This window comes from Planomonospora sp. ID82291 (assembly GCF_015711645.1).
Lineage (GTDB): Bacteria > Actinomycetota > Actinomycetes > Streptosporangiales > Streptosporangiaceae > Planomonospora.
The window spans coordinates 1,485,841-1,506,243 of record NZ_JABTEX010000001.1 but is presented as its reverse complement, the minus strand read 5'-3'; the positions used below and the strand labels follow the sequence as shown (position 1 = coordinate 1,506,243).

Annotated in this window: 15 protein-coding genes and 1 pseudogene; 11 read left to right on the top strand and 5 right to left on the bottom strand. The window is 72.6% G+C overall.

Annotated elements, in window-relative coordinates:
• Positions 1-61: 61 nt before the first annotated feature.
• Positions 62-3,151, top strand: a complete 3,090-nt coding sequence (locus HS045_RS35310; protein WP_196450229.1) for a PKD domain-containing protein — start codon at positions 62-64, stop codon at positions 3,149-3,151.
• Between the two features lie 265 nt (positions 3,152-3,416).
• On the opposite strand, the gene HS045_RS06545 is transcribed toward HS045_RS35310, so the two are convergent.
• The 4 genes from HS045_RS06545 to HS045_RS06535 all read right to left on the bottom strand — a co-directional run bounded on the left by HS045_RS06545 (position 3,417) and on the right by HS045_RS06535 (position 8,264).
• The gene (locus HS045_RS06545; protein WP_196450228.1) at positions 3,417-4,478 is read right to left on the bottom strand and encodes a 2-oxoacid:ferredoxin oxidoreductase subunit beta; all 1,062 of its coding nucleotides are present in this window, start codon (positions 4,476-4,478) and stop codon (positions 3,417-3,419) included.
• Positions 4,471-6,327, bottom strand: a complete 1,857-nt coding sequence (locus HS045_RS06540) for a 2-oxoacid:acceptor oxidoreductase subunit alpha (protein ID WP_196450227.1) — start codon at positions 6,325-6,327, stop codon at positions 4,471-4,473. Before HS045_RS06540 ends, HS045_RS06545 begins: the two co-directional genes overlap by 8 nt.
• Positions 6,328-6,530: 203 nt before the next feature.
• A complete protein-coding gene (locus HS045_RS36390; RefSeq protein ID WP_374191360.1) occupies positions 6,531-6,620 on the bottom strand; it encodes a putative leader peptide in 90 nt (29 codons plus the stop codon).
• 69 nt (positions 6,621-6,689) lie between these two features.
• Complete coding sequence (locus tag HS045_RS06535) at positions 6,690-8,264, bottom strand: polysaccharide deacetylase family protein (protein ID WP_196450226.1); 1,575 nt, start codon at positions 8,262-8,264, stop codon at positions 6,690-6,692.
• Between the two features lie 170 nt (positions 8,265-8,434).
• Here HS045_RS06535 and HS045_RS06530 point away from each other — a divergent pair, with 170 nt between their 5' ends.
• The 4 genes from HS045_RS06530 to nuoH all read left to right on the top strand — a co-directional run bounded on the left by HS045_RS06530 (position 8,435) and on the right by nuoH (position 10,911).
• Positions 8,435-8,806 (top strand): NADH-quinone oxidoreductase subunit A, encoded by a 372-nt coding sequence (locus HS045_RS06530; RefSeq protein ID WP_196450225.1) that lies wholly within the window; start codon positions 8,435-8,437, stop codon positions 8,804-8,806.
• Positions 8,807-8,897: 91 nt separating this feature from the next.
• A complete protein-coding gene (locus HS045_RS06525; protein WP_255531769.1) occupies positions 8,898-9,356 on the top strand; it encodes an NADH-quinone oxidoreductase subunit B in 459 nt (152 codons plus the stop codon).
• Positions 9,353-9,955 carry an NADH-quinone oxidoreductase subunit C gene (locus tag HS045_RS06520; RefSeq protein WP_196450223.1) on the top strand — a complete coding sequence of 201 codons (603 nt, stop codon included), beginning with the start codon at positions 9,353-9,355 and terminating at the stop codon, positions 9,953-9,955. Before HS045_RS06525 ends, HS045_RS06520 begins: the two co-directional genes overlap by 4 nt.
• The gene (gene nuoH, locus HS045_RS06515; protein ID WP_196450222.1) at positions 9,955-10,911 is read left to right on the top strand and encodes an NADH-quinone oxidoreductase subunit NuoH; all 957 of its coding nucleotides are present in this window, start codon (positions 9,955-9,957) and stop codon (positions 10,909-10,911) included. The genes HS045_RS06520 and nuoH overlap by 1 nt, the downstream gene beginning before the upstream one ends.
• Before the next feature lie 33 nt (positions 10,912-10,944).
• On the opposite strand, the gene HS045_RS06510 is transcribed toward nuoH, so the two are convergent.
• Positions 10,945-12,333, bottom strand: a complete 1,389-nt coding sequence (locus tag HS045_RS06510) for a serine/threonine-protein kinase (RefSeq protein WP_196450221.1) — start codon at positions 12,331-12,333, stop codon at positions 10,945-10,947.
• 204 nt (positions 12,334-12,537) lie between these two features.
• Here HS045_RS06510 and HS045_RS35800 point away from each other — a divergent pair, with 204 nt between their 5' ends.
• From HS045_RS35800 to HS045_RS06480, 6 genes and pseudogenes are all read left to right on the top strand, one after another.
• Entirely contained in the window at positions 12,538-13,623 is a 1,086-nt protein-coding gene (locus HS045_RS35800; protein ID WP_307827397.1) for a 4Fe-4S binding protein, read from the top strand.
• A complete protein-coding gene (locus HS045_RS06500; RefSeq protein WP_196450220.1) occupies positions 13,620-14,159 on the top strand; it encodes an NADH-quinone oxidoreductase subunit J in 540 nt (179 codons plus the stop codon). The genes HS045_RS35800 and HS045_RS06500 overlap by 4 nt, the downstream gene beginning before the upstream one ends.
• 1 nt (position 14,160) lies before the next feature.
• Positions 14,161-14,457, top strand: a pseudogene (gene nuoK, locus HS045_RS06495) (NADH-quinone oxidoreductase subunit NuoK); the annotation flags it as partial.
• Positions 14,458-14,654: 197 nt separating this feature from the next.
• Positions 14,655-16,616, top strand: a complete 1,962-nt coding sequence (locus HS045_RS06490) for an NADH-quinone oxidoreductase subunit L (RefSeq protein ID WP_196450219.1) — start codon at positions 14,655-14,657, stop codon at positions 16,614-16,616.
• Between the two features lie 112 nt (positions 16,617-16,728).
• Entirely contained in the window at positions 16,729-18,447 is a 1,719-nt protein-coding gene (locus tag HS045_RS06485; RefSeq protein WP_196450218.1) for a NuoM family protein, read from the top strand.
• Entirely contained in the window at positions 18,444-20,285 is a 1,842-nt protein-coding gene (locus tag HS045_RS06480; RefSeq protein WP_196450217.1) for an NADH-quinone oxidoreductase subunit N, read from the top strand. Before HS045_RS06485 ends, HS045_RS06480 begins: the two co-directional genes overlap by 4 nt.
• The last annotated feature ends 118 nt before the right edge of the window (positions 20,286-20,403 follow it).

Genomic DNA, 20,403 nt, shown 5'->3' with positions numbered 1-20,403 from the left:
GTGATGCGCCATCACCCGATGGCCCGGGGGTCTTTTTCCATCACCCTTGAAAGGGGTCACCATGGGGGGACGCAGGAAGTTCTCCGTTCTGGGGGGAGTGCTGGCGACAGCGCTCGCCCTGCTCTGGAGCGGGCCGGCATCCGCTGTGCAACATCCGCAGGACCGCGTCGTCTCCGACGATCCCGTCAACTGGACGCCTCACGTCCTGGACGGCAAGGTCAACGCCGTCGTGCAGATCGGCGGCAAGATCTACGTCGGAGGCGAGTTCACCCAGGTTCGGGAGGACGACTCCGCGACCGTCCTGCCGCGTAAGAGCCTGTTCGCCTTCAACGCCACCACCGGCGCCGTCGACACCGCGTTCACCCCGCAGGTCGAAGGCGAGGTGAAGGCCCTGCTGGCGGCCCCCGACGGCCGGTCGGTCTACGTCGGCGGCGCCTTCGGCCAGGTCAACGGGGTCACCAACCGGAGGCTGACCCGGCTCGACGTGACCGACGGGCAGGCGCTGCCGGGCTTCACCCCGTCGGTGGACGCCCGGGTCAACGACCTGCGGCTGGCGGGGGGTCGGCTGTACGTCGGCGGCGCCTTCGCCACGGTGAGCGGCACCCCGCAGGCCGCGCTGGCGACCCTCGACCCGGACACCGGCGCGCGCGACCCGTTCGTGGACCTGGCCTTCGCCGGCACGCAGAACGGCGGCACCACGGCCGTGCTGAAGATGGACGTCACGCCGGACGGGTCGCGCCTGGTGGCGGTGGGCAACTTCGCCACCGTGGACGGCGAGAGCCGCCGGCAGATCGTCCAGCTCGACCTGACCGGGGCGAGCGCCGAGCCGGCCGACTGGCGCACCGCCCGCTACGAGGCGGTCTGCTCCAGCTCCTTCGACAGCTACATGCGGGACGTGGACTACTCGCCCGACGGCCGGTTCTTCGTGGTGACGACGACGGGCGCCTACGCGGGCGGCCCGCCCAAGCTCTGCGACACCCAGGCCCGCTGGGAGACCGCGGCGAGCGGTTCCGACCTCGACCCCACCTGGGTCAACTACACCGGTGGCGACACGACCTACGCGGTCGGCGTCACCTCGCACGCGGTCTACGTCGGCGGGCACTTCCGCTGGGCCAACAACCCCTACGCCGCGGACAAGGCGGGCCAGGGCGCGGTCTCGCGGCCGGGGCTGGCCGCCCTGGACCCGCTCAGCGGTGTGCCCTTCTCCTGGAACCCGACCCGGACGCTCGGGGTCGGCGTGTTCGACCTGACCGCGACCGCGCAGGGCCTGTGGGTCGGCAGCGACACCGACCGCCTCGGCAACTCGGAGTACCACGGACGTCTGGCCATGCTCCCCGTCGCGGGAGCGGGCGCGCCGGCCCCCGTCTCGGCGGGCAGCCTGCCCGCGGACGTCTACCGGCTCGGATACGGCCTGATCGCCAACAACCTGGTGCAGCGCCGCTCCTACGACGGGACCGCCCTCGGTACGGACGAGTCCGTCGCGGCGGGCGGGGTCTCCTGGTCGGGCGCGCGGGGCGCCTTCATGCTCAGCGGGCGGCTCTACACCCCCTGGTCGGACGGGCGGCTCTACCGCCGCACCTTCGACGGGACCACGTTCGGCGCGCCCGCCGAGGTCGCCCTGAACGGCCTGACCGACTTCGCCGCCGACATGCAGAACATGACCGGCGTGTTCTACGCCGGAGGCCGGCTCTACTTCACCCGCAGCGGCCAGTCCGCGCTCTACTCGCGCGGGTTCAACCCCGAGAGCGAGATCGTCGGAGCCCTGCGCACGACGGTGTCCGGGAACGTGTCCGGCATCGACTTCAGCCGGGTGGGCGGGATGTTCCTGTCCGGGGACAAGCTCTACTTCACCGACCGGACCGGCAACCAGCTCAAGCGGATCGACTTCGTCGATGGCAAGCCCGTGGCGGGTACCGCGGAGACCCTGAGCGGCACCGGCGCCGACGGCCGCGACTGGCGCCAGCGCGCCCTGTTCCTCTACTCCGCCGAGGGTTCCCAGACGTCCAACGCCAAGCCCGTCGCGAAGCTGGTGTCGGCGTGCGAGGAGCTGACCTGCACCTTCCGCAACACCGGCTCGTACGACCCGGACGGGGTGCTCGTCTCCACCGCGTGGTCGTTCGGCGGAGGAGGGAACGCCTCCGGCGCGACGGTGACGCACGCCTTCCCGCGCAGCGGGACCTATCCGGTGACGGTCACGGTGACCGACGACCGGGGGGCGACGGGGTCGGCGACGGCGCAGGTGACGGTGGAGGGGGCCAACCAGCCGCCGGTGGCGGACTTCGCGGCGAGCTGCGCGGAGCTGGAGTGCACCTTCGACGCCAACCCGTCCGGTGACGAGGACGGGTCGATCACCGCGTACGCGTGGGCGTTCGGCGACGGCGCCACCGCCGCCGGGGTGACCGCGTCGCACACGTACGCGGCGGCGGGCACCTACCCCGTCACGCTGACCGTCACGGACGACCGCGGCGGCAGGCACAACGTGACCAAGCAGTTCACGGTCGCCCCGCAGTCGGCGAAAATCGAGTTCGTCGGGTCGGCGGGGTCCAACGCCAACGCGGCCGCGCATTCGGTGACGGTGCCGGCGCAGGTGGCCGGTGGTGACGGGCTGCTGCTGTTCATGACGGTCAACTCCTCGTCGGTGACGGTGCCGGATCCGGCGGGGGTGACCGGGTGGGCGCTGGTGGGCACCCGGGACAACGGCGGGGTGGTGACGAAGGTGTGGAAGAAGGCGGCGGCTCCGGACGACGGCGGGGACGTGCTGTCGGTGACGTTGTCGGCGCAGGCGAAGGCGGATCTGACGCTGGTGGCCTATCGGGGGGTGGGTCCTGATGTGGTGGCGGTGCAGGCGAGTGCGTCGGAGACGGTGACGCGGGCCGAGCACACGACGCCGGAGGTGCAGGTGCCGGCCGGTGGTGGCCGGGTGGTGTCGTACTGGGGGGAGAAGTCCTCGGCGACCACGGCGTGGACGGCTCCGGCTGAGGAGACGGTGCGTTCCACCCAGGCGGGTACGGGCAGCGGCCGGATCACGAGTCTGCTGACCGACGGCGGCGCGCAGGCCCCGGCCGGGACGCGGGGCGGGATCACGGCCACGGCCGACTCGGCGAGCCTGCGGGCCACGATGTGGAGCCTGGTGCTGGAACGCGCCGAGTGACGTGCCCTACGCCCGGTCCCGCCGGGCGTACGGTCGGCCCCGCCGGCGTACGCCCGGATGGGGCGCGTACGGCCGGACACGGTGAAAGGGAACGGTGAAAGGCCCTCCGCGGAGACTCCGCGGAGGGCCTTTCACCGTTTCTGGCCGTGTCCGGCCGTGTCCGGCCGTGTCCGGCCGTGTCCGGCCGTGTCCGGCCGTGTCCGGCCGTGTCCGGCCGTGTCCGGCCGTGTCCGGCGCGGGTTCTGCAGGGTGCCCGTCCGGCGCCCTACCCGATGCGCCAGGTGTCCCCCGACAGGAGCAGGTCGTCCAGGCTGCCGGGGCCGCGCTGGGCGACGGCCTCCTCCAGCTGCGCGGACATCAGCTCGTCGTAGGACGGGCGGTCGACGCTGCGGAAGACGCCGATCGGGACGTGCGCGAACGCCGGCTCGTCCAGCCGGGAGAGCGCGAAGGCCAGCGAGGGGTCGGCGCGGTGGGCGTCGTGGACGAGGATCTCGTTCTCGGCCACCTCCGCCCGGGGGACGACCTCGATGCCGCCGTCGGCCGCCCGGCGCACGGCCTTGGAGGCGCTGGCGATGGGCTGCCCGTGCTCCAGGCGCAGCGTGATGTCGTCGCGCTGCTCCGGGTCCTTCAGCTGGTCGAAGGCGCCGTCGTTGAAGATGTTGCAGTTCTGGTAGATCTCCACCAGCGAGGTGCCCTTGTGCTCGGCGGCCTCGCGCAGCACCGACTGCAGGTGCTTGCGGTCGGAGTCGATGGTCCGGGCCACGAAGGAGGCCTCGGCGCCGATCGCCAGCGAGATCGGGTTGAACGGCTTGTCCAGCGAGCCCATCGGGGTGGACTTCGTGACCTTGCCGATCTCGGAGGTCGGGGAGTACTGGCCCTTGGTCAGACCGTAGATCCTGTTGTTGAACAGCAGGATGTTGAGGTTGACGTTGCGGCGCAGCGCGTGGATCAGGTGGTTGCCGCCGATGGAGAGCGAGTCGCCGTCGCCGGTGATCACCCAGACGCTCAGGTCGGGCCGGGAGGCGGCCAGGCCGGTGGCGATCGCGGGCGCGCGGCCGTGGATCGAGTGGAACCCGTAGGTGTTCATGTAGTACGGGAACCGGGAGGAGCAGCCGATGCCCGAGACGAACACCATGTTCTCGCGCTTGAGGCCGAGCTCCGGGACGAACGACTGGACCGCGGCCAGGATGGCGTAGTCGCCGCAGCCCGGGCACCACCGGACCTCCTGGTCCGACTTGTACTCCTTCATGGACTGCTTGGCGTCGGACTTGGGGACCAGCGCCAGTCCCCTGCCGTTGAGGCCGGGGCCGCTGAGAAGCTCACTCACTGTCGATCACATCCTGGATCACGTCGGCCAGCTCCTCGGCCTTGAACGGGAGCCCCCGTACGCGGTTGTAGCTGATGATGTCGACCAGGAAGCGGGCGCGGAGCAGCATCGCGAGCTGGCCGAGGTTGATCTCCGGGAGCAGCACCTTGTCGTAGGACGTCAGCACCTCGCCGGTGTTGGCGGGCAGCGGGCTGAGGTGCCGCAGGTGCGCCTGCGCGACCTTCCCCCCGGACTTGCGGATCCGCCGTACGGCCGCGGCGATCGGGCCGTAGGTGGAGCCCCAGCCCAGCACCAGCACCCGGGTCCCGCCGTCGGGACCGTCGGGGTCGTCCACCTCCAGCGGCGGGATGTCCTCGGCGATCCCGTCGATCTTCGCCTGCCGGATCCGGACCATGCGGTCGTGGTTGCCGGGGTCGTAGGAGATGTTGCCGGTGCGGTCGGCCTTCTCGATGCCGCCGATCCGGTGCTCCAGGCCCGGGGTGCCCGGGACGGCCCACGGCCGGGCGAGGGTCTCGGGGTCGCGCAGGTAGGGCAGGAACTCCTCGCCCTCGGCCGGCGCGGAGGCGAACGCGGTGGAGATGTCCGGCAGGTCGGCGGCGGCCGGCACCCGCCACGGCTCCGAGCCGTTGGCGAGGTAGCCGTCCGACAGCAGCATGACCGGCGTGCGGTACTTCACCGCGATGCGGGCGGCCTCGACGGCGGCGTCGAAGCAGTCGCTCGGCGACATCGGCGCGACGACCGGCAGCGGAGACTCGCCGTTGCGGCCGTACATCGCCATCAGCAGGTCGGTCTGCTCGGTCTTGGTCGGCATGCCGGTCGACGGGCCCGAGCGCTGCACGTCCACCACGATCAGCGGCAGCTCGGTCATGACGGCCAGGCCGACCGTCTCGGCCTTCAGCGCCACGCCCGGACCGGAGGTCGTGGTCACGCCCAGCGCGCCGCCGAAGGCCGCGCCGAGCGCCGCGCCGACGCCCGCGATCTCGTCCTCGGCCTGGAAGGTGCGGATGCCGAAGTGCTTGTGCCGGGAGAGCTCGTGCAGGATGTCGCTGGCCGGGGTGATCGGGTAGGACCCGAGGAACAGCGGGAGACCCGAGCGCACGGAGGCGGCGATGAGGCCGTAGGCGAGCGCCTGATTGCCGGAGATGTTGCGGTAGACGCCCGGCGCCAGCGGGGCCGGCTTGACCTCGTAGGAGACCGAGAAGGACTCGGTGGTCTCGCCGTAGTTCCAGCCCGCCTGGAAGGCCGCGATGTTGGCCTTGGCGATCTCGGGCTTCTTGGCGAACTTGTTCTCCAGGAACGAGATCGTCGCCTCGGTCGGCCGGTGGTAGAGCCAGCTGAGCAGGCCGAGGGCGAACATGTTCTTGGAGCGCTCGGCGTCCTTCTTCGACAGGTCGAAGCCCTCCAGGGCCTTGACCGTCAGCGAGGTCAGCGGCACCGGGTGGACGCGCCACTCGGTGAGCGAGTCGTCCTCCAGCGGGCTGGCGGCGTAGCCCACCTTCTGCAGGTTGCGCTTGGTGAACTCGTCGGTGTTGGCGATGATGTCGGCCCCGCGCGGCAGGTCGCCGAGGTTGGCCTTCAGCGCCGCCGGGTTCATCGCGACCAGGACGTTCGGCGCGTCACCGGGGGTGAGGATGTCGTGATCGGCGAAGTGCAGCTGGAAACTCGACACGCCGGGCAGGGTCCCTGCGGGGGCGCGGATCTCGGCGGGGAAGTTGGGGAGGGTCGACAGGTCGTTGCCGAACTCCGCCGTGCCCGCGGTGAAGCGATCACCCGTCAGCTGCATGCCGTCGCCGGAGTCGCCGGCGAAGCGGATGATCACGCGGTCGAGTTGCTGAACCTGCTTGGTCACAGCTCAGTCCTCCTCGACGCGAAGGGCGCCGTTGCTGTTGCCACCATGTTTACTTCCATGCTAGATCCCTCGGGGGCCACACGTGGTCTTTCGCGTTCCGCACGGCGTGGGAGTGTGACGCATGTCGCAGTCCCCGGCGTGCCGCGGTGGTGGAGCGTGGGGGGCTCGGGCGTCGCGCCCGCGGCGCGGGGCGGCCGCGCGGATCACGATCGCGGACGGTCGCCCCGACACAGCCCGGCGGCGAGCCGGCACAGGTCAACGTGCAGGCGGCCGAAGAGGACGGTAGGGGTCACGATCGCCAACTATATGTCCTCCCCGGGAAGGGCCCCCATCTCTTCCGGCTATGGGGTCATAGCCGCCGGCTATGACCGGGCCGCGGCGGTCGGACCGGAGCGGTACGTCTCGCCCGCGCGCGTCCCCGCCGGGCCGGAGCGGTACGTCTCGCCCGCGCGCGTCCCCGCCGGGCCGGAGCGGTACGTCTCGCCCGCGCGCGTCCCCGCCGGGCCGAACAGCTCGGGCACGGTGACGAAGGCGTAGCCCTGCGCCGACAGCCGCCGCAGGATCTCGGGGACCGCCTCGACGGCCGAGCGGTGGACGTCGTGCATCAGGATGATCGACCCCGGCCGCGTCCCGGCCACGGCCCGGCGCGCGACGGCCCGCGGGTCGCGGTCGCGCGCGTCCAGCGCGTCGACGTCCCAGCCGACCAGCGCCAGGCCCAGGCCGCGCGCGGCCTCGGCGACCCCGGCGTCGGCCGAGCCGTACGGCGCGCGCGCCAGGGTGGGGGCCTGGCCGGTCGCCTGGCCGATCGCCTCCTGGGCCCGGGTGAGCTGATGGGCGGCCCTGTCCGTCGGCAGGGAGGCGAGGTCGCGGTGGGACCAGGTGTGGTTGGCCACCAGGTGCCCCTCCCGGCTCATCCGCCCGAGCAGGTCGGGGCGGGCGACCGCGTTGGAGCCGGTGACGAAGAAGGTGGCCCTGGCGCCGCCGGCGGCCAGGGCGTCCAGCAGCTCGCCGGTGGCCGGTCCCGGCCCGTCGTCGAAGGTCAGCGCGACGCACGTGACCGCCGCGCAGTCCACGGAGCCCGCCCGGGTGCTCCGCGCCGCGGGCCTGCCGGCGGCCGCGGCCTCGATGGTCTCCCTGATGGACTCGGCGGTGGGCGGCGACCCCGGCGGCCGCCCGGCGCGCACGGCCGCCGCCTGGGCCCGCAGACCGGTGGGGGAGAGCAGGCCCGCGGTCCTGCCCGCCGGTACGGCGACCGCCACCCGGCCGAGCGAGCCGGCGGCCACCTGGTAGTCGTCGAACTCCACGACGAGCCCGCCGTGCCGGTTGAAGGCGAGGGAGTCGAAGAGCCGCGCGTCCGCCCGGACGGCGGCGGCGTCCACGCCGGGTCCCCGCCCGGCCAGCTCCGCCCTGACCAGGCCGGCCAGCGAGGCCAGCGCGGGACCGCCGGAGAGCAGGCCGGGGGAGTCCACGGCGCGTCCCTCCACCCGGTCGTACCAGACGGTGGTCCTGGACTCGCGCCAGCCGGACTGGGTGAGCTCGCCGACGCCCAGCCGCACCCCGACGACCTGCTCGCCCGCGGCGGGCAGCCGCCAGTCCACGTTGAGCTCGGGACGGGCGCGCCCGTCCGGGCCGGGCGGCCGGGTGGCGGTCGCGGTGAACCGGTCGAGCCGCTCGGTCACCACGGCGCGGAGCCGTTCGGTGAGGCGGGGTGCGTCGGCCAGGACGGGGTAGGCGATGTGCACGGTGCGCTCACCGGAGTCGCCGTCGGTGACGGTGGCCGTGGTCAGGCCCCGGACCTTGGCGGGATCGGCGTACTCGACGAGCGTGGGCTCAGAAGGGATCAGCTGATCCGCCGCGTGCGAGGGGGTGGTGGCGCCGCAACCGATCATGGCTACGGTGAGTAGCGCCACCCCGCCGACGAATCGCATTCTGTGCATGGATGTCACCGTAGGCGGGGAATGGCCTCGTTTACTTTTTCTTGGTACGACCGGGGAACAGGCTTTGGCGAATTCGGGTTTGACCGCTCCATCCGGTGACGAGGCATGTCGGATCCGTCAGCGGCCGGGGCCCGGGACCTCCGTACGGCGGGTCCCCGAGAGGAGATCGATTGGACGGCTACTTCGGTTCCTACGCGCTGGTCTTCGCGCTGCTCGCGATCGGCGTGGCGATCTTCGGCGGGGGGCTCCTGGTCAACCGGCTGCTCCGCCCGCACCGGCCGACGGCCGAGAAGCTGACCACCTACGAGTGCGGCGTCGACCCGGTGGGCGAGGGCTGGGCCCAGTCCCAGGTGCGCTACTACGTCTTCACCTACCTGTACGTGGTCTTCGCGGTGGACGCGGTCTTCCTCTTCCCCTGGGCGACGGTCTTCGCCGCGCCCGGCTTCGGCGCGGCCACGCTGGTGGAGATGTTCGTCTTCCTCGGCTTCATCGCGCTCGGCATCCTCTACGCCTGGCGCAAGCGGGTACTCGCCTGGACGTGACCCGGGGGAGGAGAATGGACCCATGGCGGATCTCCCGATGCCCACCGTGCGCCCGGCGGTGGGGCCGGTCTCGCGACTGGCCCCCGCGCCCATGCGCTTCATCCTCAACTGGGGGCGGCGCTACTCGCTCTGGGCGTTCAACTTCGGTCTCGCCTGCTGCGCGATCGAGTTCATCGCCACCTCGATGAGCCGGCACGACTTCATCAGGTTCGGGGTGATCCCGTTCGCCAACGGCCCCCGGCAGGCCGATCTGATGATCGTCTCGGGCACCGTCACCGACAAGATGGCCCCGGCCGTCAAGCGGCTGTACGAGCAGATGCCCGAGCCCAAGTACGTCATCTCCTTCGGCGCCTGCTCCAACACCGGCGGCCCCTACTGGGACTCCTACTGCGTGACCAAGGGCGTCGACCAGATCATCCCGGTGGACGTCTACGTCCCCGGCTGCCCGCCCCGGCCCGAGGCGCTGCTGCACGGCATCATGAAGCTCCAGGAGAAGATCGCCGCCGAGCACCTGGGCGACCGCTACGCCGCTCCGGGCGGGCGGGCGTGAGCGGGCGGGCGGACGTCTCCGCGATCGAGGAGCGGTACGGCTCCCGCGTCCGGGTCTCGGAGTCGTACGGCGAGACCACGGCGGACGTCGACCCCGGCGACTGGACCGGCCTGCTGGAGGCCGCCCGCGACGGGGGCCACGTGTTCCTCGACTGGCTGACCGGGGTCGACGAGCCGCCGGAGGGCTTCGCGGTCGTCGCCTGCGTCTACGACCCGGACGCCCGCTCGCGCCTGCTGCTGCGCACCCGGGTGCCGCGCGAGGACCCCCGGCTGCCCACCGCGACCGGCGTGTTCCGGGGCGCGAACTGGCACGAGCGCGAGACCTTCGAGATGTTCGGCGTGGTCTTCGAGGGACACCCCCACCTCGTCCCGCTGCTGCTGCCGGACGGCTTCGAGGGCTTCCCGCTGCGCAAGGACTTCGTGCTGGCCGCGCGGGTCGCCAAGGCCTGGCCGGGGGCCAAGGACCCGGGCGAGTCCGACCGCGACTCGGCGGGCTCCCCGAGCCGCCGCAAGACGCTCCCGCCGGGCGTTCCGGCGGACTGGGCGCGCGACGGCCGGGCCGGCGGCCGGGCCGAGGGGCGTTCCGGGACGGAGGCGTGATGCTCGCCGAGGTGCTCGACGCCGCCGTCCGGCTGGTCGCGATCGTCGCGGTCTTCCTCGTGCTGCCGCTGGTCGCCGGCCAGATGGAGCACAAGGTCATGGCGCACATGCAGGGCCGGCTCGGGCCGATGTACGCCGGGGGCTTCCACGGCTGGGCCCAGCTGATCGCCGACGGGGTGAAGTTCCTGCAGAAGGAGGACGTCGTCCCGGCCGCGGCCGACCGCCGGGTCTTCGCCCTGGCCCCGGCCGTGGCGCTGGTGCCGTACCTCGTGGTGCTGGCCGTGATCCCGATCGGACCCGGCCTGGTCGGGGCGGACCTGGACGCCGGGCTGTTCTTCGTGCTGGCCGTGATGGGGGTCGGCGTGCTCGGTTCGATCATGGCCGGGTGGTCGTCGGGGAACAAGTACTCCCTGATGGGCGGGATGCGCTCGGCCGCGCAGCTGATGTCCTACGAGCTGCCGCTGGTGCTGGCCGCCTCCAGTGTCGCGATGGCGGCGGGCACGCTCTCCCTGCCGGGCATCGTGGCGGCCTGGCAGTGGTGGTGGCTGCCCTGGCAGGCGGTCGGCGGCGTGGTGTTCTTCGTGGCGGGACTCGCCGAGTTGCGCCGCCCGCCGTTCGACATGCCGATCGCCGAGTCCGAGATCATCATGGGCCCGATGACGGAGTACACCGGGATCCGGTTCGCCCTGTTCATGCTGGCCGAGTACGCCGGGATCATCGTGCTCTCGGCGCTCACGAGCGTGCTCTTCCTGGGCGGCTGGCACGGCCCGCTGCTGCCCGGCCCCGTGTGGCTGCTGCTGAAGGTGTTCGCCCTGGTGTTCGTGGTGATCTGGGTCCGGGTGAGCTTCCCCCGGTTCCGCGAGGACCAGTTGCAGAAGCTCGCCTGGACCGGCCTGGTGCCGCTGGCGCTGCTCCAGCTCCTGCTCACCGGGGTCGTCCGGGTCGCGGCCGGGTGAGCGCCCCGCCCGCCGGGCCGGCGGGCGGGGGCGTCACTGGACGATGCGCAGCATGATGTCGGCGGCGGAGGGCCGGTTGGCGGGGTTCTTCTCCAGGCAGGCGGCGGCCAGCGGGCGCAGGGAGGCGGGCAGGACCGACAGGTCCGGCTGGTGGTTGATCACCCGGTTGAGGATCGCCGGGATGGTGTCCGAGCCGAAGGCGGTGCGGCCGGAGGCGGCGTAGATCATGGTGGACGCCCAGCTGAAGACGTCGGTCTCCGGGCCGACGTGCCCGCCGGCGAGCTGCTCGGGGGACATGTAGGCGGGGGTGCCCATGACGCTGGAGGTCACCGTGACCTGGTCGAGGGCGCGCGCGATGCCGAAGTCGATCACCCGAGGGCCGTCGGAGCCGATCAGCACGTTGGCCGGCTTGAAGTCCCGGTGCACCACGCCCGCCTTGTGGATCGCGGCCAGCGCGCCCGCGGTGGCCAGGGCGAGCCGGGTCAGCCCGTCCTCGCCGCGCGGCCCCTGGTCGCGGACGAGCTGTTCCAGCGACATCCCGTCCACGTACTCGCTGACCACGTAGGCCTGGTCGTCGTTGATGTTCACGTCCAGCACCCGTGCGGTGGAGAAGGTCGCCACCCGGCGGGTCGCCTCCACCTCCCGCAGGAACCGGTCCCGGGCCGCCTGGTTGCCGGTGAACCGCTCGTGCAGGACCTTGATCGCCACCTTCCGGCCCTGCGGGCTGAGCGCGAGGTGGACCGTGCCCTGCCCGCCCTGGCCCAGCGTGTCGATCACCCGGTAGGGGCCGATCCACTCGGGGGACCGGTCGGAGGAGGCGAAGGTCCGGTTCACGTTCGCGTTCGAGGACTGCGGGCTGTACAGCGTGTGCTGGGTGTGCGGCGTGTGCCGCGGGCCGGACGGCGGGGCCGCCGTGTACGGCCCGGGAGCGGGGCTGTGGTGCGGCGGCGCGGGGTGCGGCGGATAGGCGGGCCGGCCGTACGGCGGGGCCGTGGGAGCCACAGGAGCGGCGGTGTGCGCGTGCGGGTGCGGCGGAGGGGCGACCGGCGGGTGGTAGGGCGCCCCGGTGAAGGAGGGCTGCTCCCGGAAGACCGAGCCGCGGATGATCAGCGCGTGACCGAGGCCGCCGAACCAGGAGCCGAGCAGGCCGACCGTCGTCATGGCGTCCAGCCAGGCCGGGACCAGGTCGGTGTCCCCGTAGATCTGCACCTCGATGAGGAAGACGCCTATCCCGAGGGCGTAGAGGACGGTGGCGAAGACGAGCGGGACGCTCCGGAGCCGCCGGGCGGCGTAGCCCATGATGAACGGGGTGCCGAGGCCGCAGGTGAACAGGGGTACCAGCGCCCACACCACGCTCCATCCGGTGGTGGACGGAGCGGGTTTCTGCGACGGGTGCCAGGCGGAGCCGTACTGCTGGGACATGGCCGGAACAATACGTACATCTGAGGGCGCGTGCAGTCCCTCTCCCGGTTGATCTCCCGAAGGACCCGGGAACTCGAACACACAGGCTGTGGACAACGGTTGTGGACAACCCGGGGAATCTGTGGACGGAACCTGCGCGGTCCTCCGCGTCTTGGAGCGGACCGCCGCATTCCCGCGGGACCCCGGGTGCGTCATGATGTCCACGTGGCGCGAATACCGGGAGTGGGACTGGTGAAGGGGCTGTCCGTCACCCTCCGGCACATGCTGAGCCGGTCGGTGACCCAGCAGTACCCCGAGGTCAGGCCGGACCTGCCGGCGCGGAGCCGGGGGGTGATCGCGCTCGTCGAGGAGAACTGCACGGTGTGCATGCTCTGCGCGCGCGAGTGTCCCGACTGGTGCATCTACATCGACTCCCACAAGGAGACCCTGCCCGCCCCCGAGGGCGGACGCCCGCGCGCCCGCAACGTGCTCGACCGCTTCGCCATCGACTTCTCCCTCTGCATGTACTGCGGGATCTGCATCGAGGTCTGCCCCTTCGACGCGTTGTTCTGGTCCCCGGAGTTCGAGTACGCCGACGGCGACATCCGCAACCTCGTCCACGAGCGGGACCGGCTGGCCGCCTGGGTGCAGACCGTTCCTCCGCCGCCCGCCCACGAGCCCAACGCCGATCCGCCCAAGGAACTCGCGGCGGCCTCCCGCCCCGCCCGGCCCGCGGCCCCGACCCGGCCCGCCGCGACCGCCCGGTCCCGGCCGCGGGTCGACCCCGCCGCCGGGTCCGAGCCCGCGGCGGAGCCCGGGTCCGCGGCGGAGCCCGGGTCCGCCCGGCCGGGTCCCGCGGCGGGGGCCGAATCCGCCGGAGGGTCCGAGGCCGCCCGGCCCGGGGCCGCCGCGGAGTCCGAGCCCGCTGCGGGATCGGTCCCCGGCGCAGAGGAGAAGGGCGCGGGGGAGGCGGAGGAGAGGGCGGGACGGCCGCGCCGCAGGACGTCGGCCGGGCACGCCAGCGTCCGGGCGATCAGACCGCCGGGAGCGCTGCCGAAGAAGGACGATCCCCCCGGGAAGGAGCAGCCGCCGGGAGGTCCACCCGGGAAGGAGCAGCCGTCGGGCGGCTCGTCCGGCGGGGGGTCGTCCGCAGAGGGCTCGTCCGGTGGCGGTCCGTCCACAGGCGGTCCGTCCACAGGGGGCTCGTCCGGTGGCGGTCCGTCCACAGGCCGGGACGGCGGACCTCCGGCGAAGGACGGACCGGGGGATGCTTCTCCCACGGATCCGAGCGGCGGCGAGGAGGAGCCATGACGGAAGCGGTGCCGTCCTACCTGTCGCCGACCGGGCAGGAGATCGTCTTCCTCCTCTTGGGGGTGCTGGCCGTCGGCTCGGCGCTGCTGGTCGTGACCACCCGGCAGCTCGTCCACGCGGCGCTCTGGCTGGTCGTCTGCTTCGGCGCGCTCGCCGGGTGCTACCTGGTCCTGACGGCCGAGTTCGTGGCGTGGGTCCAGGTGCTGATCTACGTCGGGGCCGTCGTCGTCCTGCTCCTGTTCGGCATCATGCTCACCCGCGCCCCGATCGGGAGGGCGGCCGATCTCGACAGCGGCAACAGGATCGCCGCCGCGGTCGTCGCCCTGGCGACCGCGGCCGTCCTGGTCACCGTGGTCGTCGACGGCTTCCATACGGCCTATACCCCCCTGGAGCCGGGGCGCGGTTCGGCGGGCGAGCTCGGCTCCAGCATCTTCCGCACCTGGGTGCTCCCCTTCGAGGCGCTCTCGGTCCTGCTGCTGGCCGCCCTGATCGGCGCCATCGTCATCTCCCGCACCGACATCCGCGGGAGGGAGTGACGTGCACATCGTCTATCCGGCGGTCGTCTCGGCGCTGCTGTTCTCCATCGGGGTGTACGGCGTGCTCGCCCGCCGCAACACCATCCTCGTCCTGATGTCCGTCGAGCTGATGCTCAACGCGGTCAACCTCAACCTGGTCGCCTTCGACGTCTGGCTGCGCGACCGGCTCCACGGCGGCCAGGTCCTCACCCTCTTCGTCATCGTGATCGCCGCCGCCGAGGTCGGCCTCGGCCTGGCGATCATCCTCACCCTCTACCGCAACCGCCGGACCGTCGACCTCGACCGCCTGCGCGCCCTGGCCGAACCCGGCGCCTCCGCCCCGGGCGATGCCTCCGGCCCGGACGACGACTCCGGGGACGGTCCCGCGCCCGACGCCTCCTCGGCCGGGGCGCCCCGCCCCGAGCCCCTCGCCTCCCACACCTCTCCCGTCACCGTCCCCGGCGCCGATGCCGGCGCACCGGGCCGCGACGGCACGACTCCCGGGACGGTGACGCCGTGATCACCCTCGCCGCGCTCGCCGTCGCACTGCCGTTCCTGTCCGCGGCCGTGGCGCTGCTGGGATCGCGCTGGCCGGGGCACGCCCGGGGCGGACCCGCCGACACGGCCGCGAACCGCCGGGCCGCCTGGATCGCCGTCGTCCCCACCGCCGGCTCCACCGTTCTCGCGGCCTGGCTGGCCTCCACCCACTGGACGCGGTTCGGCGACGACGGGGGAGCGCCGTTCCCCTTCGCGGACGCATCCGACGTCCCCTCCGTCACCGGGACGCTCACCGTCGTGGACACGGGCTCGGTGCCGATCTCCCTCGGCCTCCAGCTGGACGGCCTGTCCACGGCCATCGCGGTCCTGGTCACCGTCGTCGCGCTCTGCGTGCAGGTCTACTCGATCGGCTATCTGCGCGGCGACCGCCGCTACCCGTCCTACAGCGCGTTCATCAGCCTGTTCACCGCCGCGATGCTGCTGGTCGTCTATGCCGCCGACCTCCTCGTCCTCTACGTGGGCTGGGAGGTCATGGGCCTCTGCTCCTACCTGCTGATCGGCCACTGGTGGGAGGACCGCGCCAACTCCCGGGCGGCGGTCAAGGCGTTCCTGGTCACCCGCATAGGCGACGTCGGCTTCCTGTTCGGCGTCTTCGTCCTCGGCACGGCCGCCGGCAGTTTCAGGATCGACGACATCCTCGCCGCGGCCATGAACATCTCGCCCGTCGATGCGGGAGCCACGGGCACGGCGATGCCCGTCAGCACGCTGACCGCCGCGACGCTGCTGATCCTCGCCGGGGTGGCGGGCAAGAGCGCCCAAGCCCCGCTGCACACCTGGCTTCCCGACGCGATGGCCGGTCCCACCCCCATCAGCGCGCTCATCCACGCGGCCACCATGGTCGCCGCCGGGATCTTCGTCGTCGTCCGGCTCCACACGCTCTTCATCCTCGCGGACCTCACCCTGAACGTCCTCGCCGTCCTGGCCGCCCTCGGCATGCTCGGCGCCGCCCTCGCGGCCCTCGCCCAGGACGACCTCAAACGGGTCCTGGCCTACTCCACGATCAGCCAGCTCGCCTACATGGCGGCGGCGCTGGCCGCGGGCTCCGACGGCGCCGCGGTCTTCCACCTGATCACCCACGGCGCCTTCAAGGCCCTGCTCTTCCTCTGCGCCGGAGCGGTGATCCACGCGGTCGGCTCCAACCTGATGAGTGCGATGGGCGGCCTGCGCCGGGAACTGCCCGTCACCTTCGCCGCGATGACGGTCGGCTTCGCCGCCCTGATGGGACTCCCCCCGACCAGTGGGTTCTTCAGCAAGGACGAGGTCCTGGTCGCCGTCGAGCGGGCCGTCTCCCAGGGGCCGCTCAGCGACGCCGCAGCCCTGCTGCTGTACGGCAGCGCCCTGGCCACGGTCGCGGTGACCGGCGCCTACGCCACCCGCGCCTGGCTGCGCACCTTCTTCGGGGAGCGTCCCGCGGTCGCCCTTCCCGAGCCCGCTCCCGGCACGGCCCATGTGATCGACGTCCACGAGGCTCCGGCCACCATGCGCCGGCCGATCCTGGTGCTCGCGGTGCCCGCCCTGCTGCTGGGCTTCGCCGGTGCGGCCGGGGTGCACTGGGGCACCGCCGCGCTGAGCGTCGCGGTGACGCTGCTGGGCGCCGGTGCGGTCTACGCCGTGTGGCGGAGCGATCCGCAGAGCGATCCCGCCCGCATGCTCGGTCCCTTCCGGGGCGCCTGCGAGCGGGCCTTCTCCGTCGACTCCGCCTACCGGGCGCTGTTCGTCGGCCCGTTCCTCGCCCTCGCCGGCCTGGTCGTCCGCACCGACGACCGCGCGGTGGACGGCGCGGTGCGCGGTTCCGGCCGGGCGGCCCTGGGGCTGTCCGGCCTGCTGCGGCCGGCGCAGAACGGCAACCTCCAGCTCTACCTGACGGGCCTGCTCGCGGGCGTCCTGCTCATCGCGGTCGGGGCGGTGGTGTTCGGGTGAATTCTCTCCTGCCATGGGTGAGCCCCTCCTTCCTGCCACGGGTGGGCTCTCTCCTACCACGGGAGCCGGGCGCGGCGGGGTCGCCCCGGGTCCACCGGGCGGTGGTGCGCCGATGAACTGGGTGCCGATCGCACTTCTCGCGGTGCCGCTCGCCGGTGCCGCCGCGCTGCTGGCGCCGCTCCGGACGGACGCGGCGGCCAGGGGGCGGCTGCTGCGACTGCACGGACTGGCGGTCTCCGGGATCACGTTCCTGCTCGCCGTGGTGCTGGCGGCCGGGTTCGACCACGCGGATCCCGCCCGCGTGCAGTTCACGACGGACCTCGTCTGGATCCCCGGCCTGGACCTCCGCTTCCACCTGGGCGTGGACGGGATCTCGCTCCCGCTGGTCGTGCTGACCGCACTGCTGACCTTCCTCTGTTTCGTCTACCTGTGCTGGGGCCGGTCCGACGGCCCCGGGCAGCTGCTGCGGCCCCGGCCGGGCGGCAACCGCCCCCGGGCCCTGGTGTTCACCCTGCTGGTCCTCGAAGTCGGCATGATCGGCACGTTCCTCGCACTCGACCTGCTGCTCTTCTTCGTCTTCTTCGAGATCGTCCTCATCCCGATGTACTTCGTGATCGCCGTCTGGGGCGGCCGGGCCCGGCGCGCGGCGGCGACCAAGTTCATCCTCTACACGCTGCTCGGCTCGGTCGTGCTCCTCATCGGCGTGCTGCTCGTCTGGACGCAGACCGGCACGCTGGACCTGGTCGCCCTCGCCGGGGCGCAGGGCACCGGGATGTCCCGGGCGGTGCAGATCACCGCCTTCCTGGCGATCGGCCTCGGGCTGGCGGTCAAGACCCCGATGTGGCCGCTGCACACCTGGCTGCCGGACGCCCACACCGAGGCGCCCACGGTCGGTTCCGTGCTGCTCGCCGGCGTGCTGCTCAAGATGGGCACCTACGGTTTCGCCCGCATCGCGATCCCGGTCCTGCCCGACGGCGCCGCCGCCGTCGCCCCCTGGCTCGGTGCCCTCGCGGTGGTCGGCATCGTCTACGGCGCGCTCGCGTGCCTGGCCCAGCGCGACCTCAAACGGATGATCGCCTACTCTTCGATCGGCCACATGGGCTTCGTGCTGCTCGGCTTCGCCACGCTCACCCCGGTCGGGGTGAACGCCGCGCTGTTCGGCAACATCGCGCACGGCCTGATCACCGGCCTGCTGTTCTTCGTCGCCGGGGCCGTCAAGGAGCGGTACGGCACCGCCGACATGCCCACGCTCGGCGGAGGCCTGCTGGTCCGGCTGCCGCATCTCGGATCCGTGCTGACCTTCGCCTGCATCGCCTCCCTCGGACTGCCCGGCCTGGCCGGTTTCTGGGGGGAGATGCTCGCCCTCCTCGGCGCCTTCGATCCCGCCCCCGGCCTGTCCCGCCCGCTCTTCCTGACCTTCATGGCCGTCGGCGGCCTCGGCACCGTGCTGACCGCCGCCTACTTCCTGGTCATGCTCTCCCGCGTCACGCACGGCCGCCCCACCGAGACCGTCCACGCCCCGGTGCTCGCCGGTGCCGGTGTGGGAACCGGCCCCGGCGGCGCCGTGACGGAAGGCACCGTGACGGAAGGCACCGTGAACGCCGGCACGGCGAGCGCGGCCATCAGAGGGACGGGACCTGGAGGTGCCGAAGGTGGAGGTGCCGAAGAGACGGGATCCGGAGGCGGCGGAGGAGGGATCCGGGACGTCAGGGCCTACGAGGCGGTCGCCTGGGCTCCCCTGATCGGGCTGATCCTGCTGTTCGGCCTCTGGCCGAAGGCGCTGCTGCTCATCACCGACCCGGTGGTCCGGACCTTCGTGGGGGCCCCGTGATCCAGTCGATCGACTACTACGCGATCGCGCCGCCGCTGATCCTCGCGCTGGTCGCGGGTCTCGTCCTGCTCCTGGACGCCTTCCTGCCCCGCAGACCGTACTCCCGGCCGCTGCTGGGCGGGGTGACGCTGGCCGGGCTGCTCGGGGCGTTGGGCGTGGTCGTGGCGCAGGCCCTGCGCACCGGCGCCCCCCTGCGGACCTTCTGCGTGCCCGAGGGCCTGGCCGGTCCCTCGCGAACCGGCCTCATCCCGTCCGGTCCGGTGGGCGGCGGCCTCCCGGCGGGGGACATCCTCCCGGCGGGGGACATGCCCGCCATCGCGGCGGGCCCCTCCTGCTCGTTCGTGGTGGACGGTTTCACGCTCGTCTTCGCGGGGCTCGCGCTGGCGGCGGGGATCGTGGTGGCGCTGCTGTCGATGGCGGAGATCGCCTCCGGTGAGGACGTCCCCGCCGGAGAGTGGCACTTCCTGCTGCTCTGCGTGCTGACCGGAGCGGTGGCCCTGCCCGCGGCCCGTGACCTGGTCATGCTGGTGGTCGCTCTGGAACTGGTGTCCCTGCCGGTCTTCGCGCTCACCGCGCTGAGGCGCTACGACGGCCGCGCCTCGGAGGCGGCGGTCAAGCTCTTCCTGGTCTCGGTGGTCTCCACGGCGGTGATGCTCTTCGGGGTCTCCCTGCTCTACGGCGTGACCGGGAGCGTCCACCTCGACCGGCTGGCGCGGGCCCTGCGGGAGTACGCGCCGTGGTCCGGCGCGGATCTCGGTCCGGTGCAGGAGAGCGGGCAGGCCTACGCCTCCTCACTGCAGATCTCCCACGACCTGCCACCGGTGCTCACCGTGGCCATGGTGCTGGTCCTGGCAGGGTTCGCCTTCAAGGTCGCGGCGGTGCCGTTCCACGCCTGGGCCGCGGACGTCTACCAGGGGGCGCCGGTTCCGGTCGCCGCGCTGCTCTCGGTGATCTCCAAGGCCGCCGGGTTCGCGGGTCTGATCCTCATCCTGGTGGCCGCCCTGCCCGCCCAGGCGGCGCTCTGGGCTCCGATCATCGCGATCGTCGCGGCGCTGACCATGACCGCCGGAAACCTCCTGGCCCTCCGGCAGCGCCACGCGGTCCGCCTGCTCGCCTGGTCGTCGGTGGCCCAGTCCGGTTACATCCTCGCCCCCCTCGGCGTCCCGACCCGCGAGGCGGCGAACGCCTCGATCGCCTACCTGGTGTTCTACGCCGCGATGAACCTGGGGGCGTTCGCCGTGGTCATGCTCGTGTCGAGGCGGGACGGGCAGGAGGAGATCGACGGCTACCGAGGGCTGGCCTTCCGCCGTCCCGTGGCGGGCCTGTCGCTGGTGTTCTTCCTGATCTGCCTGGCCGGACTGCCGCCGGGTCTGGCCGGGCTGTTCGCCAAGATCGTGGTGTTCCGGGAGATCGTCGACGGCGGCGGGGCGTGGCCGGCCGCCGTGATGGCGGTCAACACCGTGATCGGTCTCTACTACTACGTCACCTGGGCCGCGCGGATCCTCACCCCGGTCCCGGCGCACGTCCCGATCGTCGGAGAGACCGGGACGACCATCGAAGAGACCGGGACGACCATCGGAATGACCGCCGGAGCGTCCGGAACGGCTGCCGGCGCATCCGGCGTGATCGGGGCTCCCGGGGCTCCCGGTCCCGGCGCGGGGCCGCCGGACACGACTCGGGAGGTGCCCGGCACGACCCGCGCAGAGCCCGGATCGCGTGCCGGATGGCTGCCCGTGGGGGTGGCGATCATCCTGTCCGGCCTCGCCGCCGTGGCCTTCTCGGTGGCTCCGCAGGTGGTGCTCGACCTGGTGCCGGGGTTCCTGCTCGCCTTCCGCTAGCGCTCCGGGGAACGCTCGGCCGGGCCGGAGACGTTGTCACTGGAGAACCACCGTCACTGGAGAACCACCGTCACTGGAGAACCACCGTCAACGTCACTGCAGAAGCAGCATCGATCCG

Bases quoted from the DNA above. Each gene is read 5' to 3' on its own strand.
- HS045_RS06510 (WP_196450221.1), bottom strand. From the start codon at position 12,333: ATGTCCCAGCAGTACGGCTCCGCCTGGCACCCGTCGCAGAAACCCGCT.
- HS045_RS06535 (WP_196450226.1), bottom strand. From the start codon at position 8,264: ATGCACAGAATGCGATTCGTCGGCGGGGTGGCGCTACTCACCGTAGCC.
- HS045_RS06485 (WP_196450218.1), top strand. From the start codon at position 16,729: ATGAACTGGGTGCCGATCGCACTTCTCGCGGTGCCGCTCGCCGGTGCC.
- HS045_RS06500 (WP_196450220.1), top strand. From the start codon at position 13,620: ATGACGGAAGCGGTGCCGTCCTACCTGTCGCCGACCGGGCAGGAGATC.
- HS045_RS35310 (WP_196450229.1), top strand. From the start codon at position 62: ATGGGGGGACGCAGGAAGTTCTCCGTTCTGGGGGGAGTGCTGGCGACA.
- nuoH (WP_196450222.1), top strand. From the start codon at position 9,955: ATGCTCGCCGAGGTGCTCGACGCCGCCGTCCGGCTGGTCGCGATCGTC.
- HS045_RS06525 (WP_255531769.1), top strand. From the start codon at position 8,898: ATGCGCTTCATCCTCAACTGGGGGCGGCGCTACTCGCTCTGGGCGTTC.